Source organism: Acinetobacter sp. WY4 (genome assembly GCF_018438165.1).
Taxonomy (GTDB): domain Bacteria; phylum Pseudomonadota; class Gammaproteobacteria; order Pseudomonadales; family Moraxellaceae; genus Acinetobacter.
Map to the genome: position 1 here is coordinate 1,891,944 of NZ_CP053947.1, position 16,049 is coordinate 1,907,992.

Below are 16,049 nucleotides of genomic sequence, written 5' to 3' on the forward strand. Positions count from 1 at the left end.
GAATGAGTATCTTAGAACAGCACAGAGAAACCTAGGCCTGAGAAGTAGCTTCGATCTGCACCATCCAGATCTACACCGACATTCGCATCTAACTGGACACGATCGTTTAAAGCATACATGACCCCGATACCGAGTGCGTATTGATTATCGACACTTTCCGCTTTACGGTAAATCAGTTCAGAATAACCTGACCAGCGATCAGTAATGCGGTAGCCTAGAGAAGGAATCGCAGACACTGCCCAGTTGCTGTCCTGCCATTCATAACGCATGGTCAATGCGGTACTGACCAAGTCATTATATTGATACGACACGACAGAACCCAAGCTGTAAATATCTTCTTCATTAGTGAAACCGGCATTGCCTGTTGCAATGATGGCTTCGGCCAACAAAGCCATACTGAGTTTGTCATCATCCAAATCAATGGCCTTTTTCAGACCAATACTAACATCGCCCAGACCATCATCTTCTTCGGTCTGGCCATTGGATTTCACTTGGGTCCAGGTCGGGCCAGCCCAACCTAAACGCAATTCCAGATCATCACTGAGTCCGGTACGTAACAACATATCTGCACTGAGTGTGGTCGCGGTCTGATCGCCCGACTTGCTATAACGCGCTGTAGGCAAGCCTTGCTCCCAAGCGACATTTCCGACTGGAGTAATTCCAGTACTGAGACCCTCACCTGGTCGATCAAATTCAAAATCTGCTGCGAAAAGCTGTGCACTACAACCGGCCAGTGCAATCAAACCCAAGGTTTTTAATGTTGTCATGTTGGAGCTCTTTATTAAAATTTAACTGAGTTCTTTGGTCATTTTTGCGCCATGCTTGCGAAGCAGTTCTAGCGTCTGTTTTTCTTCATCCAAGGCTTCTGACCAGTTGATTTCATCAAAATCACAATCAAAGAATAGATCACTAATTGAAGATAAAATAGTCATGCCATCTTCATCTTTGCTATTTGGATCGACTTTTTCATCCAGTAAACGCTGTACAGCTGGCGCGCATGCGGCACTTGCGGCATCCCAGAGTGGACCATAAATTTCTTCTGCATCCCACAAATGCAGATTCACTTTGGCCTGGATCAGTTCTTCCAGAATCTGTAAATGTACCGCCAAACGTGCCTGTTTCTCCTCTTCTGAAAGTGGTGTTCCGGCTTCATACAGCTCACACACTTCTTCCCACCATTTAAACAGGCCATCTGACCAGACCGAAATCACCGGGCCTTTGTCATGATCAATAAAATTCGGGTTGAGTCCATCTGCCAGCAGCTGTTTGACCTGGTCCAGATTTAATTCTTCGAGTGCTTGCACAAAAAGTTGTTGTTGCGCAGTTAACATGATGGAGCTCACTTTGATTCGTTTTCGACTATTATGCCGAATAAAGCAGGATTTGTTGTGCTTCTCATAACTATATTTTTGTTTAATACGAAAAAAGCCCCGCAGGGCTTTTTCAAATCGGTTCGGCTTAGTCTTCGATATCCGCAGTATCTGTGTCTGCTAGTTCGAGAGCACCAGGACGAACATTGTCTTTTTTCTCGATCACATGTTCCAGACTACGTTTTAGTCGGTCAATTGCACCATGGATCGCAGTATCGACATTATGGCCACGATGATTGACTACGACAGGTTTCAAGCCTGCAGGACGCGCTTCAATCATACAACGAATATCGTCATCGCCGCCTTTGGCGCCATTTTCATCACTAAGATGGACTGAAAAATGGGTAATACGTTCGCTGTGGCGCTGGAATTCTTGATTTAATTCTTCCCGTACATAAGTAATTAAACGATCACTATTCTGAATGTGGTTATCGGTACGAAGTTCAATATTCATATATTACCATCCTCAATCTTTGTAACTTTTGAGTGCAAAATTTTTTATCTTGGCACGTTTGTAGCTTGCTGTTTCGCATCGCATTTCACTTCTTCAAATGATTGGAATCACACCCTCCATTTTGAATGATTAACACATTTTTGAGTCTGCAGAATCGTGTCCTTATATCTTGAATATCGGCTGTATCTTGGAAATATGCAAGTGATATTTTGGTTTTTTAGCAAAAGAATAATCCATTGTGACAACTGCTTACTCAGCTCAAAAATACAGGATTTTTCAAACGGAAATTTCACAACCTTTCACATGATTTAATTTGAAATAATTTTTTAGCCAGACCGATAAATCGCTTAAATAACACTCGACCAGGAAACCTAAAAAAGGAGGAATTAAAAGTATTTTTTATCAAAATTAGCTCACTTTTACCTAATAATTTATCTTATAAGATCAGCGCCTAGTCAGCCTTACAGTCCTGAAGAGATCATATGCTTTATGACTGTTTAGTTGCTTTTGCAGAACCGGGAAAAATACTCTTTCGTCATTCGAAAATAATAAACTGCAAAAATGATTTTCAATTGAAATATAAGACCGATCACTCTTATTTTACGATGCCGAGAATAGGCCTATAAAACGACCGTCATTTGAGATTTTAAAAGCAGCTTCATTACACAAACAGAACAAAGCTATTCAGCCTCAGGCCCAAATTAATTACTAAACAATCTGTATATTCCCCCTATTTTTACTGGTTTTCTAAACTCATCATCCTGAATTGAAGTGATTTTATATTTTTAGTTATACATTCAGTCTTTTAAGGCACTACATATTCGACTTTATTTAAAAAATAATAATTTAGAGAAGTATCAACAAAAGACAATGAAAACTGAGGAAGATGATCGTCTACATTCAACTCATAAGGGCTGAAATATATTTAAGTCAGCGATCACTTTTAACTTTATTTTTACTTATTAATCTGTATGCTTATTCTGCTTTCTCGGGGGGATAGATTTAAATGAAATTTACACAACTTGCGGCACTTTGTGCATTGACTTCAGCTGCTGTATTTGCTCAAGCAAAACCAGTTTGGCAGGACTTTAGCGTTACAGGTCTTTATGGTGAAAACTATGAAGTTGTAGACGATCAGCAAACTACTTTAACTGTTGAATATGCTGCAAAAGTTAAATATGCAGATGTATTCTTCTTTATGGATCGTCTGCGCGGTGGAGATGATGTTAAAAGTACGTACTTTGAGTTATCACCACGTTTAAGCTTAAGCGAAGTTACAGGCCAAAAACTTGCCTTTGGTCCAGTGAAAGATGTGCTTATTTCAACAACGTGGGAAGGTTCAGATAATGCTGATAACTTCCTATATGGCGTGGGCTTTGACCTTGATATCCCATACTTTCAATATGCAAGCTTAAATCTTTATCGTGCAAACAATGAAAAAGTGTTTGGCAATAAAGACGATTATCAAATGACGCTTACCTATGGTGTGCCATTTAAACTGGGTGCTGAAGATTTTCTTGTAGATGGCTTCCTTGATTGGTCAACTGCTGAAAAAGACGCTCAAGCAAGCGAGTTAAACTGGACTACACAATGGAAATGGAATGCGGGCAAACACATTTCTCCAGATACCCGTTTATACCTCGGTGTTGAACATTCAGTGTGGAACAATAAGTTTGGTCTTAAAAATCAAGACGAAAACAATGTCAGCGCACTTGTGAAATATCATTTCTAATTGATGTATCATCAAAAGCAGAACTCCGGTTCTGCTTTTTTTAAACTGTGATTTCAGCTCACCTCTACTAGAACAAGAATATGCCTGATTTTGATATTCGACCTGCGACCGAACATGATCTTGAAACCATCCTCGAGATTTATAATCAGGAAGTACTCTATGGTACTGCGACCTGGAACAGAACAGCCTTTGATTTGAACTATTTCAAAATCTGGTTTAAACAGCTTAAAAATCAGAATTTCCCGGTTTTTGTGGTTGAAGATACGCGAAATCAGGTCATTGCTGGCTATGCCTGTTATGATCAGTTTCGTAGTATTCAGGGCTTTCAACAGACGGTAGAACATTCCATCTTTTTAAATCCAGATTATGCAGGGCAAGGTTTGGGTTCTAAATTATTGCAATATTTAATTGAACAGGCTCAAGTACAGAAACTGCATATCATGGTCGCGGCGATTGATTCTGAAAACACCTCATCGATTCGTCTGCATGAAAAACTGGGCTTCGTTCAAACTGCCTATATGCCGCAAGTCGGACAGAAGTTTGGGCAATGGCGTGATTTGGTCCTCTTACAACTCAATCTGGATCAAGCTTGATTCATTCTTAGTTTAAAACTATTCCAGAACTGCTTTCTGGACACTCCTCTTCAGCTTTTTAATACTTGGCCATCACGATATTTTGTTGTTATCCAGTTTAATAAGCACAAGTTCTATTTACTTATATGAGCGGCTATGTTTTATTCAGCTAAAAATCATACTGAATAACACCATGTATAAATCTCTATTGTCTATTGGTCTTTTAAGTTTAAGTATGCTCACTTTTGCTGATTCAGACTTTGAAAAAGAGCTCCGTTCAGGCTGTAGCAAAGTGCAAAGCTATGCAAATAATGGCAAAAAATTCTACAACCAAGAACAATATCAAAAGGCCATAGCGCAATTTGAGCAACAAGCCGCATGGTCATCCTTTTGTGCGATGAATGTAGAAGGCGGTGGTACAGCTTTTTCCGAACGCGATATCACCACGGCATTTAATAATGTTGGCTTAAGTTATGCCAAGCTTGGAAAGCCGCAATGGGCACGCGCCTGGTTCTCGGTTTTCCCGAATGCTAAAGCCAGCCAGTTCAATCTAAAACAGTTACCTGCACCAGAAAAATCAAAGAGTCTTGCAGGAAAATATGTTCGTTATGCAGGTTTTGGTCAATGGAATACGATGGAAGTTAAACGGGCTTCGAATACCTACCAGATTGAGTTTAATGGACTCTATATGGGTTTACGCAGTCTGATTTATGGTCCTAATATGGGGGAATTTTCAACCCGGATGCCGCTGAACAAAGCTCAGACCAATTACAGCGTAGAAGATTGCAAAATTGATTTAAAATTTCAGTTTAACGCTGAAATTGGACAACAGATTGTAGTGAATAGCAGCAATCCGATGTCTTGTGGTTTTGGACATAATGTCTCGGCGGATGGCATGTATTTAAAGGTTGAGTGATTGCTGATTCAGCGATATCTTATTGCCCTATAACAAACATAATATTCAAAATATTATAGGGAAAATATGGCTGATACGGGCAAAACAATAGGCGGTGAATTTAGAACCGGACAATTTGACATGTACTTCCTGTGGGATGAAAATACAGAAATCTAATTCCTCCATTCTTTAAAAGAAGATTTCCCGTCTCTTTCTAGGAGATAAGAAGCTCTGCTTGGTAAAAGGAGATTTAAAATTTAATTCCTCCAAACCTCCCTTTCTTACGCTTCGATATAAAGCAGTGCTTATATCTTGCTCAGGGAGGCTTTTTCCCTCTCCTTCTAGGAGAGGGTTAGGGAGAGGTAAATAAAGAAAGCCCTCACCCCCCACCTTCTCCCATAGGAGAAGGAGCTAAAAGCCTTAAATTGCCACCAACTCCCGAATGCCTTTCTCCGGCATTTCACTACCCACACCTTGCGCCACGACTTGGCCACGTGCCATCACGGTATATCCATCAGCAAGTTCTTCAGCAAAGTCATAGAACTGCTCCACCAACACAATCGCCATTTCACCACCATCAGCAAGTTTACGAATGACTCGACCAATATCTTTAATAATGGATGGTTGAATACCCTCAGTCGGCTCATCCAAAATCAGCACACGAGGTTCAGATGCCAAGGCACGGGCAATAGCAAGTTGCTGCTGTTGACCACCCGATAAATCCCCCCCACGGCGATGCTTCATTTCATCTAAAACAGGGAAAATTTCATACAGATGCTCAGGCACTTTACGAGTTTTCGCCCCTTTAAATTTCGCCATGCCAATCAGGAGGTTTTCCTCAACCGTCAGCGTTGAAAAAATATCGCGACCTTGTGGTACATAAGCCAAACCTTCACGGACACGCTGTTCAGGACTGAACTTGGAAATGTCTTTACCATCCAATAAAATTTGCCCAGATTTAATCGGTAAAATCCCCATCAAACACTTAAGCAGTGTGGTTTTACCCACACCATTACGCCCAAGTACCACCGAGCATTCACCCACAGGTGCAGTAAAGGACACATTACGCAAAATATGACTGCCACCATAAAATTGATTGAAGTCTTTGACTTCTAACATTGCTGTCTCCTTAACGTCCTAAATATTTTTCAATGACATCTTCATTGGCTTGTACTTCTGCCAATGTGCCTTCTGCCAAAATTGCGCCTTGTGCCAATACCGTGACTTTTTCACTAATGGTGTCAATAAAACTCATGTCATGCTCGACTACTACAAGGGTATGGTTTTTCTTGAGTTCTAAACACAACTCCGCCGTGCGTTCGGTTTCGGCATCGGTCATCCCTGCTACAGGCTCATCCAGTAAAATCAGTTTTGGGCGTTGCATCAGCAACATGCCGATTTCTAACCATTGCTTTTGACCGTGTGACAACAAGCCTGCCGGTTTATTGACGAACTCTTGCAAACGAATTTGCGCAAGTGACTCATCCAATGCATTTTGCGCATCAGGATTAAGCTTGCTAAAGAAACTCTTTTTCACCCGTTTATCTTTGGGTGCAGCAAGGAGCAGATTTTCCATAACCGTGAAATTTTCAAACACGGTTGGCTTTTGGAACTTACGCCCGATGCCTGCTTCGGCAATTTGCTCGGTACTCATTTTGGCTAAATCGTAGTTTTGCCCAAAAAATGCCGTGCCTTCGGTTGGTCGAGTTTTGCCCGTGATCACATCCATTAAGGTGGTTTTACCTGCCCCATTCGGCCCAATGATGCAGCGTAATTCGCCTTCTTCTATATAAAGCGACAAATCGTTTAAGGCACGAAAGGCACCAAACCAAACACTGACTTTTTCTAAATACAGCGCAATACCATGGGTAAAATCCGCGCCTTGTTCTTTAGGACGGCCATAGCCTTCAGCGGCATGACCACCATGCGGTTGCAGGATCTCGCTCATTCGCTACGCTCCTTTTTAAAACGGTCAAACAGACCAATAATGCCTTTCGGTAAGAAAATGGTCACCACAATAAATAGCGCACCCAAAATAAGTAGCCATGCTTCCGGATAAGCCGAAGTAAAGTAGGTCTTCACACCATTAATGAGACCTGCACCAATCAGTGGTCCAATCAGTGTGCCACGACCACCCGCTGCCACCCACACCGCCATTTCAATCGAGTTCACCGGGTTCATTTCACTTGGATTAATAATGCCGGCTTGCGGCACATACAGCGCGCCTGCAATCCCTGCAATCACCGCAGAAAGTACCCAAGCAGAGAGCTTGTACCAAAGCGTGCGATAGCCCAAATATTGCAGACGATTTTCGCTATCACGAATCGCCCCCAACACACGGCCATAAGGTTTATTCATTAAATGACGTAAACCGATAAAGCATAGCAACAACACCAATGCGGTAATAAAGCACAAACTCGCACGCATCGATGCAGAGGTAATGTCCATGCCTAAAATAGTTTTAAAACCAGTAAAGCCATTGTTGCCGCCAAAACCGGTTTCATTGCGGAAGAACAATAACGCCGCTGCAAAGGTCATGGCTTGGGTAATAATGGAGAAATACACGCCCTTAATTTTCGAGCGGAAAGCAAAGAAACCAAAAATAAACGCAATGATGCCCGGCACTAAAACCACAAGGGCAAGTGACCAAAGGAAGTATTCAGTCCCCACCCAAAACCATGGCACTTCCGTCCAACTCAGGAAGCGCATAAAGTCAGGAATACCATCCCCTGCAGACTGGCGCATCAGGTACATGCCAAAGGCATAACCGCCAAGGGCAAAGTACAAACCATGTCCTAAACTTAAAATTCCGGCATAGCCCCAAACTAAATCCAGTGCCAAAGCGACCAGAGCCAAACACATGATTTTGCCAATCAAGGTGACCCAATACGCAGATAAATGCAGGGTTGAATCGGCAGGTAACAGGTGTAACCATGGCAATGCCAATAAAATGGCAAAGCATACGGCAATCGCAATGCCACTATGCGGTTTGTCGGATAATAATTGTGTAATCTTCATGTGCTTACTCCACAAAACGGCCTTTGATGGCAAACAAACCTTGTGGACGTTTTTGAATAAACAAAATCACAAGCACCAAGAGAACAATTTTTGCCAGTACCGCACCAATGCCAATTTCCAAGGCGGTACCACTAATACCTAGACCAAGCGCTGCAAGGACTGCACCCCACACCTGACCTACACCACCGACAACCACCACCAAGAAGGCATCAATAATGTAGTTTTGCCCTAAATCCGGCCCGACGTTACCCACTTGTGCCAAAGCACAGCCCGCTAAACCGGCCAAACCTGAACCTAAACCAAAGGCCATCATGTCGATACGGCTTGAACGAATACCAACGGCTTGTGCCATTTGACGGTTTTGCGTCACCGCACGTACAAACAAACCAAAACGGGTTTTATTCAGTAGGTAAACCAACAACAAAAGCACTGCAATGGTGAAGACAATAATCGCAATACGGTTATACGGCAGCATTAAACTTGGGGTAATGGAGATCCCGCCTGATAGCCACGAAATATTCGACACTTCGACATTTTGCGCACCAAAAGTCATGCGTACCAATTGCATCAAAATCAGGCTGACCCCAAAGGTTGCAAGCAAGGTTTCAAGTTGACGACCGTATAATGGACGAATCACGGTACGTTCAATCAACATACCGATCAGTCCACTCACCAAGAATGCCGCAGGAATCGCGGCGATTAAGTACCACTCGACATAGCTACCCAAATAGCTTTTAAACAGACTTTGCACCACATAAGTAGTATAGGCGCCAATCATAATGAGCTCACCATGCGCCATATTGATGACACCGAGCAAACCATAAGTAATGGCTAAACCGAGTGCTGCAAGCAGTAAAATACTCGCAGTACTCAGCCCTGAAAATAAATGCCCAGTCCATTCACTGGCTTGAATCCGGGTTTTAATACTGCTTTTCGCTTCAAGCAAAGCCGCTTTCAGCTCAGAATGGATATTCGGCTGTGTCAGCTCATTGTCGATCATCGCCAAGATATCGGGACGATTGGAGTCTTGCAAGGCTTTCGCCGCTTGAATTTTAACTAAGACATCTGCATCTTGATAATCCAGACGCGCTTTAAGCTGGGCCAAACGGGCTTTGACTTTGTTATTTTGTTCGTTCAAATACAGGGCATTGATGTGAGCAACATTCAGCTCTGCCAAGTTGCTTTCATAAATATCAATCGCTTCTAAACGCTCGGAAGCATCTTCAGATTTGAGTTTTCTTTGTGCCAAACCAAAGTTGAGCGCTTTACGCAAGGTATTCACCAAAGTCACTTGTGATAAGTCACTCGGCCAATCTGCAACGATGCCTAGACTCGGATAGCCGAGTAATTTTTCGTCCGATTCTAAAATATAGGTTTGACCATTAGCCCCACTATAAAGCTGCTCGTTTTCAACATATTCTGCAAGCTGATCTAACTGCTCAATACTGCCCGGCCATTGCTTCAGTAAAGCACGGCGCTGGGCAAAATCACCTTGCACAAATTGCTGGATTGCATCTTGTTGTATTGCTGCAGTCAATGCAGTGCTATTTGAGGATTGTTCTGCTGATACCAGTTGCACACAAATAACCTGTACAAATACCAGAAAAATAGCGGCGATATTCACGCGAATATTCATTATATTCACCCCTATTCCATTGGAAATTTTCCGTGGAGAGTAAGAAAAAAATCAGAGGACACCTGCCACGGCTGTGGCAGGCAAAAGATAGCTGTTATTTCGGAATGTACGGGCTCCAAGGCTGTGCCTGGATGGCTTGTGGCGTTTTATAGACCACATCAAACTGTCCATCGCCACGAATCTGACCAATCATGACTGGCTTGTGTAAGTGGTGATTCGTCGCATCCATTTTTAAGGTATAGCCGGATGGGGCTTTGAATTCCTGACCTGCCATCGCTTCACGGACTTTATCGACCTCTGTAGAACCTGCTTTTTCAACGGCTTGCTTCCACATGTTAATCCCGACATAAGTTGCTTCCATTGGGTCATTGGTCACGAGCTTGTCTGCATTCGGCAGTTTGAATTCCACCGCATACTGCTTCATTTTGTTGGTAAATTCTGTATTGACCGGATTCTTCACTGACATGAAATAGTTCCATGACGCCAAATGACCGACCAATGGCTTGGTGTCAATACCACGCAGTTCTTCTTCACCCACCGAGAACGCCATGACGGGAATATCAGAGGCTTTAATGCCCTGATTACCCAATTCACGATAGAACGGCACATTCGAGTCGCCATTGATGGTCGAGATCACCGCAGTCTTTTTACCAGCTGCGAATTTTTTCACATTGCCGACAATGGTTTGATAGTTGCTATGACCAAATGGCGTGTACTCTTCCATGATGTCCGCATCAGCCACGCCTTTAGACTTTAAAAAAGCACGTAAAATCTGGTTGGTGGTACGTGGGTAAACATAGTCTGTACCGAGCAGAACAAAACGCTCCGCTTTACCGCCCTCTTCACTCATCAAGTATTCCACGGCTGGAATGGCTTGCTGGTTAGGCGCAGCACCGGTATAAAAAATATTTTTGGATTGTTCCTGGCCTTCGTACTGTACGGGATAGAACAATAAGCCATTCAGCTCTTCAACCACTGGTAAGACAGATTTACGTGACACCGACGTCCATGCACCGAAAATTACCGCGACTTTGTCTTGGGTAATCAGCTGACGTGCTTGCTCTGCAAACAGTGGCCAGTCAGATGCTGGATCGACCACCACAGGTTCCAGTTTTTTACCCAGTACCCCACCATTATCATTGATTTCCTTAATCGCCATTAAGGCCGTATCTTTCAGTGAGGTCTCAGAAATTGCCATCGTGCCTGACAATGAATGCAGGATCCCGACTTTAATCTTGTCGCCGCTGTCTGCGACTTTGCTTTCTGCGCCCGGGGCTTCTGCTTTTTCAGCAGATTTTGAACACCCCGTTAATGCAACAGCCCCTGCCATGGTTGCGGCTAAAATACTTTTTGAAAATAAATTGCGTTGGAACATCAGATTTTTCTCCAAACTTTATAATGGTGCATTTTTCATGCTTGTCTTGTTGTACATCTGGATGGAGTGATTCAATTTCTGTGCCAAGGCTTCAAAAAATAAAAAAATTCACTTTAACTGATCTCATTATTTGTATTATGAATCATGTATTTAGTCATACTAAAAAGACTTAAAGCCCTATTGCAATGTAGAACTCAGACTCAACTTTAAATAAGTTGCATAAAGACCAATCAAAATATGCCAAAACTAAGATAGAAGATGATGTACAAATAAAGTGCAGCACCTTGAATATTTTTTGCACTGTTTTAAAACAAAAAATCCCGCGCTTGCGGGATTTTTTATTGCTTAAATTCGATAGTTTAAACCACCAAATCTGCCAGATTACCTTTTTGTTCTAACCAGTCTTTACGGTCACTGGCACGTTTTTTCGCCAAAAGTTTATCCAATAAACCTGCAGTATGATGAGCATCATCCAGATCTAGTTGCACCAGACGGCGCGTGTTTGGATCAAGTGTGGTTTCACGTAACTGGCTGGCATTCATCTCGCCCAGCCCCTTGAATCGGGTAATTTGCGGATTCTTGGTTTTGCATTTTTTCAGGATGCTATTCAGCTCATCTTCATCCAAAGCGTAGTGCACATCTTTATTGTCATCGATTCGGAATAATGGTGGCATCGCTACAAATAAATGCCCTTCTTCCACCAGAGTCGGAAAATGCTTCACAAACAAGGCACACAGCAAAGTGGCAATATGCAGACCATCCGAGTCGGCATCGGCCAGAATACAGATCTTGCCATAACGCAGCTCCGATAAATCATCCGAACCCGGATCAACGCCAATCGCAATCGCGATGTTGTGTACTTCCTGAGATGCTAATACTTCATCAGAAGAGACTTCCCAAGTATTCAGGATCTTGCCACGAATTGGCATAATCGCCTGGAAGTTCTTATCACGCGCCTGCTTGGCCGAACCACCGGCAGAATCCCCTTCCACAATAAATAATTCAGATTGATCGAGATCATGGCCTACACAATCCGACAGTTTCCCCGGCAAAGTTGGACCCGCAACAATTTTCTTACGCTCAACTTTTTTCGCAGCTTTTAAACGGCGACCGGCTTTAGAAATGGCCATTTCTGCCAGTTGCATGGCGATGTCAGAATTCTGGTTCAACCACAATGCAAAGGCATCTTTGGCAATATTCTGCACAATCCCTGCTGCTTCACGGCTCGATAGACGTTCTTTAGTCTGACCCGAGAACTGCGGCTCCTGAAATTTCAATGATAGGATATAGTTAACTCCGTCCCAGACATCTTCGACAGAGAGTTTCATATTCCGTGGCAGCAAATTCCGCAGTTCACAGAACTCACGCATCGCATCAGTCACGCCTGAACGCAGACCGTTCACATGGGTTCCGCCCTGTGCGGTCGGAATCAGGTTGACATAAGATTCCTGGACGCTTTCTCCGCCTTCGACATTCCAGCAAATCGCAAATTCTGCGCTGGCGCGCTCTGCGTCACCTGTGGCGACAAAAGCCGGTGCCGGAATAATTTCACGGTCTTCCAGCTCGTCCATCAAATAGTCGACCAGACCATTTTCAAACTGCCAGGTAATCTTTTCATCATTGATCTGATCAACATAATTGATCTGTAAACCCGCCGCCAAAACAGCTTTGGCTTTGAGATTATGTTTTAACGCTTTTAAGGCAAATTTAGGCGAATCAAAATATTTGGCTTCAGGCCAGAATTGTACCGTAGTTCCTGATACCCGTTTCGGTGCCTTACCTGCCAGCACTTCAAGCGGTGCAACCGGTTCGCCATTTTCAAAGGCCATTTTATACAGATTGCCCTGACGCTGAACTTCAACCTCTACCCGGGTCGAAAGCGCATTGACCACTGAAATCCCGACGCCATGCAAACCACCGGAAAACTGGTAGTTATCGGTGCTGAACTTACCGCCGGCATGCAGTTTGGTCATGATAATTTCAATACCGCTCTGGCCGTATTCAGGGTGAATATCCACCGGCATCCCACGGCCATTGTCTTCGACTGATAAAGAACCATCTTTATAGACCGTGACGGTAATCTTGTTGGCATGTCCTGCCAGTGCCTCATCGACAGCATTATCAATCACTTCCTGTGCCAAATGGTTGGGACGAGAAGTATCGGTATACATGCCCGGACGACGACGGACCGGATCCAGACCAGATAAAACTTCAAGAGATTGAGCCGTATATTGAGACACGTTATTCGGTTTCCTTTTTTATGCAGTCCAATAAAAACTGTAAGACGAACGGAATTTTTTCCGCAAAATCATCCATCCCGTGACTGCCATGCGCTTCAGTCATCAGTATTGCAGGGGGATACGCAGCACTATAATAACGATGTGCTTCACGATAATCCAAAACTTCATCGCCTTGTTGCAGCAGAACCAGTATTTTGTCTGCATCTTGTGCAACAGGCAGGGCCAATTGCTGGAGTTGTACCAGATCTGCTTCATCCAGACACCATTTCGGATGAACCTGATAAGGCAGTTGCTCATCAAATAGTTCACGAAACAGTTGCCATGGTCGCATTGCCGGATTGATCAGTACAGCAGGCACAGCATGCTGTGCGACCAGATGTGTCGCATAAAATCCGCCGAGACTGCTGCCCAGTAACGCCACATCATGCATCGATTCAATCAGGCCAGAAACATACGCAATGGCAGCGTTCGGTGACATGTTTAAATCGGGTAAATGTACCTGAATTTCAGGATACTTTGCACAGTAATGTTGCAGCAATTTCCCCTTGATCGAGTTCGAATTACTCTTAAAACCATGCAAATAAATGATATTCATGAACTACCAACAAAAAACCCATCAATCATCAAAATTTAATTTAAATAATGTGAAGTACACTACGTTATAAGACCAGTTAATTGCTTAAATTGTCTGACAAAAAAGCTCAAAATCTTCTCTCATTCTCGTTATTTTAAGCTGAGGCCCTCAAAATCAGGAAACTCAACAAGAAAAAGAATTTATACCGCGAAGTTCTTTAAAAAGAAAGATGGCACCACATGCGGCTCATTGAAAGGACAGGATCAGATGCCAAGTTTGACACCATTACATGAAACCTATTGTCGATGGGATCGAACCCCGCCGAGTCAGGCCGATGTACTGGAAGGTCTGGCGCAGCTGGTAACGATGCGCTTTAACGATGTGATCCAGGAGCTGATCAAGAGTATTCAACGCGAAATTTTAATGAGTATTTTCGGTTTAAGTGAAAATAATTCTGAAAAAATTCAGAATATTCCGTCGATTGTGCGGCTCTATCAAATGTCTTATGACATGCTGTTTCATTACGGCAATACCCTGATTGCCCCTGCTTTGCGCCAGATTATTGAACGCTTTCCTAAACTGCATAATAAACCGCTGACACCTTCCTTGCATTTTCTGGTCAGTGTCTTAAATGGCATTATCGGGGATTATCTGCTGAAATATCAAAACCCTCTAGCCCTGCCGATGGTGATCTATGACCATTATGGCTCGCTGCAAAAAGGTGAGCTAAGCGGTCGTATTACTTTGTTTGTACATGGCTTATGCATGAACCATTTAGACTGGTCAAATCGCAAATATGAAGGCATTGGGGCAAAATTACTGGCGCAGCGCGACCGCAATACCATGCTCTACCTGAATTACAATACTGGACGCCGGATTTCTGCCAATGGTCGCAGTCTGGCGAATACCTTACAGGATCTGGTTGTTCGCAATCCTAGAATTACCAGTATTGACCTGATCGGCCATAGCATGGGTGGACTGGTGTCACGCAGCGCACTGTTCTATGGCAAGCAGAATGTGTATAGCTGGGTCAACATGGTGGAGAATCTGGTCTGTCTGGGTTCACCGCATCATGGTGCGGTACTGGAACGTTTTGGTTTTAGCTTGCAGGACAAACTCGGACATTTTCCACTGATCCGGTTGCTTGGCCATCTGGTCAATATTCGCAGTAACGGTATTCTGGATTTGCGCCATGGCAGCGTCCGGGATGATGACTGGGAGCATAATCCACTTCGGATCGGCTTTATGGATGATCACCGTAAACCTGCCCCGATTCCGTCTCATATCGATACCTATCTGGTCGCCGGTACCATCGAGTTTGAAAACCGCAAGAACAAGACCTTGCATATGATTGGCGATTATCTGGTCAGTATTAAAAGTGCTTTGGGCGAGCATCCCAATCCGCGTTTCCAGCTTAAAGTCCCGGACGCAAACAAGGCGATTTTTTATGGCCTGAACCATTTTGAAATTCAGTATCATCCACTGGTGGCGGAACAGGTGGCGCGCTGGTTCTATCCAAGTGTAGAAGATGAGGCCTTTGATCAGATTCGTGAATATATGACGGATCTGGACAGTCTGGAAGGTATTGCCCTGACTTAACTCTCCGTACATTAAAAAGCCCTCCATTGAGGGCTTTTTAATAGGAACTTGATTAGTATTTATCTCTGAGTCGTTTCACTGGTGCGGTTTTATATTTACGCAGCAGTTGCCATAGACTGACCAGCAATAAAATACTGAAGAAGATCAGCGACCAGACCGGTAAAGACTGCCCCAGAAAAGCCCAGTCAATGGTGGCACACTCACCAGAACCATTCAGTACCTGTTGCAGTACAGACTGCATCGGCAGGGTTTCCAGCCAGTATTCCAGACCGGGACCACAGCTCGGCACCTGATCCGGTGGCAGGTTCTGTAGCCAGACATGACGCGCAGCCACACCCACAGACCAAAAAATACTAAGCGAACCCAGCAAAGCATATAGCCGCTTCATGAGATTGGATGCAGGATTATGCAGGGATGCGATCAGTGAGATGATCCCGAGTCCGATTAATCCGACACGCTGAAACACACAGAGCGGACAAGGTGCTAGCCCCTGTACATGTTCAAGATATAAGGCAAATGCCATGCCGATGACAGCAGCCAGAAACAACATACCACTCACGAAGCGATAACCCCATTGCATGGTG

The 16,049-nt window shown here is 43.7% G+C and carries 15 protein-coding genes; 4 read left to right on the forward strand and 11 right to left on the reverse strand.

What is annotated here, in order from left to right; translation table 11 throughout:
• Nucleotides 1–11 precede the first annotated feature (11 nt).
• The 3 genes from G4D73_RS08880 to G4D73_RS08890 all read right to left on the reverse strand — a co-directional run bounded on the left by G4D73_RS08880 (nt 12) and on the right by G4D73_RS08890 (nt 1,824).
• Nucleotides 12–767 carry a transporter gene (locus tag G4D73_RS08880; protein ID WP_213686564.1) on the reverse strand — a complete coding sequence of 252 codons (756 nt, stop codon included), beginning with the start codon at nt 765–767 and terminating at the stop codon, nt 12–14.
• Nucleotides 768–788: 21 nt separating this feature from the next.
• Nucleotides 789–1,331 carry a hypothetical protein gene (locus G4D73_RS08885; RefSeq protein ID WP_004647221.1) on the reverse strand — a complete coding sequence of 181 codons (543 nt, stop codon included), beginning with the start codon at nt 1,329–1,331 and terminating at the stop codon, nt 789–791.
• 127 nt (nt 1,332–1,458) lie between these two features.
• On the reverse strand, nt 1,459–1,824 hold the full coding sequence (locus G4D73_RS08890) for an HPF/RaiA family ribosome-associated protein (RefSeq protein ID WP_004647220.1): 366 nt from the start codon (nt 1,822–1,824) through the stop codon (nt 1,459–1,461).
• Nucleotides 1,825–2,830: 1,006 nt separating this feature from the next.
• On the opposite strand from G4D73_RS08890, the gene G4D73_RS08895 reads away from it, so the two are divergent.
• From G4D73_RS08895 to G4D73_RS08905, 3 genes are all read left to right on the forward strand, one after another.
• A complete protein-coding gene (locus G4D73_RS08895) occupies nt 2,831–3,556 on the forward strand; it encodes an outer membrane protein OmpK (RefSeq protein ID WP_213686565.1) in 726 nt (241 codons plus the stop codon).
• Nucleotides 3,557–3,636: 80 nt separating this feature from the next.
• A complete protein-coding gene (locus G4D73_RS08900) occupies nt 3,637–4,149 on the forward strand; it encodes a GNAT family N-acetyltransferase (RefSeq protein ID WP_213686566.1) in 513 nt (170 codons plus the stop codon).
• A 172-nt stretch (nt 4,150–4,321) separates the two neighbouring features.
• Entirely contained in the window at nt 4,322–5,044 is a 723-nt protein-coding gene (locus G4D73_RS08905) for a hypothetical protein (protein WP_213686567.1), read from the forward strand.
• Between the two features lie 399 nt (nt 5,045–5,443).
• Here the strand turns inward: G4D73_RS08905 and urtE are convergent, their stop codons facing one another.
• The 7 genes from urtE to G4D73_RS08940 all read right to left on the reverse strand — a co-directional run bounded on the left by urtE (nt 5,444) and on the right by G4D73_RS08940 (nt 13,887).
• Complete coding sequence (gene urtE, locus G4D73_RS08910) at nt 5,444–6,142, reverse strand: urea ABC transporter ATP-binding subunit UrtE (protein ID WP_213686568.1); 699 nt, start codon at nt 6,140–6,142, stop codon at nt 5,444–5,446.
• A gap of 10 nt (nt 6,143–6,152) precedes the next feature.
• Entirely contained in the window at nt 6,153–6,971 is an 819-nt protein-coding gene (gene urtD / locus G4D73_RS08915; protein ID WP_213686569.1) for an urea ABC transporter ATP-binding protein UrtD, read from the reverse strand.
• Nucleotides 6,968–8,041, reverse strand: a complete 1,074-nt coding sequence (gene urtC, locus G4D73_RS08920; RefSeq protein ID WP_213686570.1) for an urea ABC transporter permease subunit UrtC — start codon at nt 8,039–8,041, stop codon at nt 6,968–6,970. Before urtC ends, urtD begins: the two co-directional genes overlap by 4 nt.
• 4 nt (nt 8,042–8,045) lie before the next feature.
• Complete coding sequence (gene urtB, locus G4D73_RS08925; RefSeq protein WP_213686571.1) at nt 8,046–9,677, reverse strand: urea ABC transporter permease subunit UrtB; 1,632 nt, start codon at nt 9,675–9,677, stop codon at nt 8,046–8,048.
• A 94-nt stretch (nt 9,678–9,771) separates the two neighbouring features.
• On the reverse strand, nt 9,772–11,052 hold the full coding sequence (gene urtA / locus G4D73_RS08930) for an urea ABC transporter substrate-binding protein (protein ID WP_213686572.1): 1,281 nt from the start codon (nt 11,050–11,052) through the stop codon (nt 9,772–9,774).
• A gap of 359 nt (nt 11,053–11,411) precedes the next feature.
• Nucleotides 11,412–13,292, reverse strand: a complete 1,881-nt coding sequence (gene parE / locus G4D73_RS08935; protein WP_213686573.1) for a DNA topoisomerase IV subunit B — start codon at nt 13,290–13,292, stop codon at nt 11,412–11,414.
• A gap of 1 nt (nt 13,293) precedes the next feature.
• Nucleotides 13,294–13,887, reverse strand: a complete 594-nt coding sequence (locus G4D73_RS08940; RefSeq protein WP_213686574.1) for a YqiA/YcfP family alpha/beta fold hydrolase — start codon at nt 13,885–13,887, stop codon at nt 13,294–13,296.
• A gap of 246 nt (nt 13,888–14,133) precedes the next feature.
• Between G4D73_RS08940 and G4D73_RS08945 the strand changes: the two genes are divergently transcribed.
• Nucleotides 14,134–15,465 (forward strand): hypothetical protein, encoded by a 1,332-nt coding sequence (locus G4D73_RS08945; RefSeq protein WP_005108173.1) that lies wholly within the window; start codon nt 14,134–14,136, stop codon nt 15,463–15,465.
• A 52-nt stretch (nt 15,466–15,517) separates the two neighbouring features.
• Here the strand turns inward: G4D73_RS08945 and G4D73_RS08950 are convergent, their stop codons facing one another.
• Nucleotides 15,518–16,045 carry a disulfide bond formation protein B gene (locus tag G4D73_RS08950; RefSeq protein ID WP_213686575.1) on the reverse strand — a complete coding sequence of 176 codons (528 nt, stop codon included), beginning with the start codon at nt 16,043–16,045 and terminating at the stop codon, nt 15,518–15,520.
• Between the last annotated feature and the right edge of the window lie 4 nt (nt 16,046–16,049).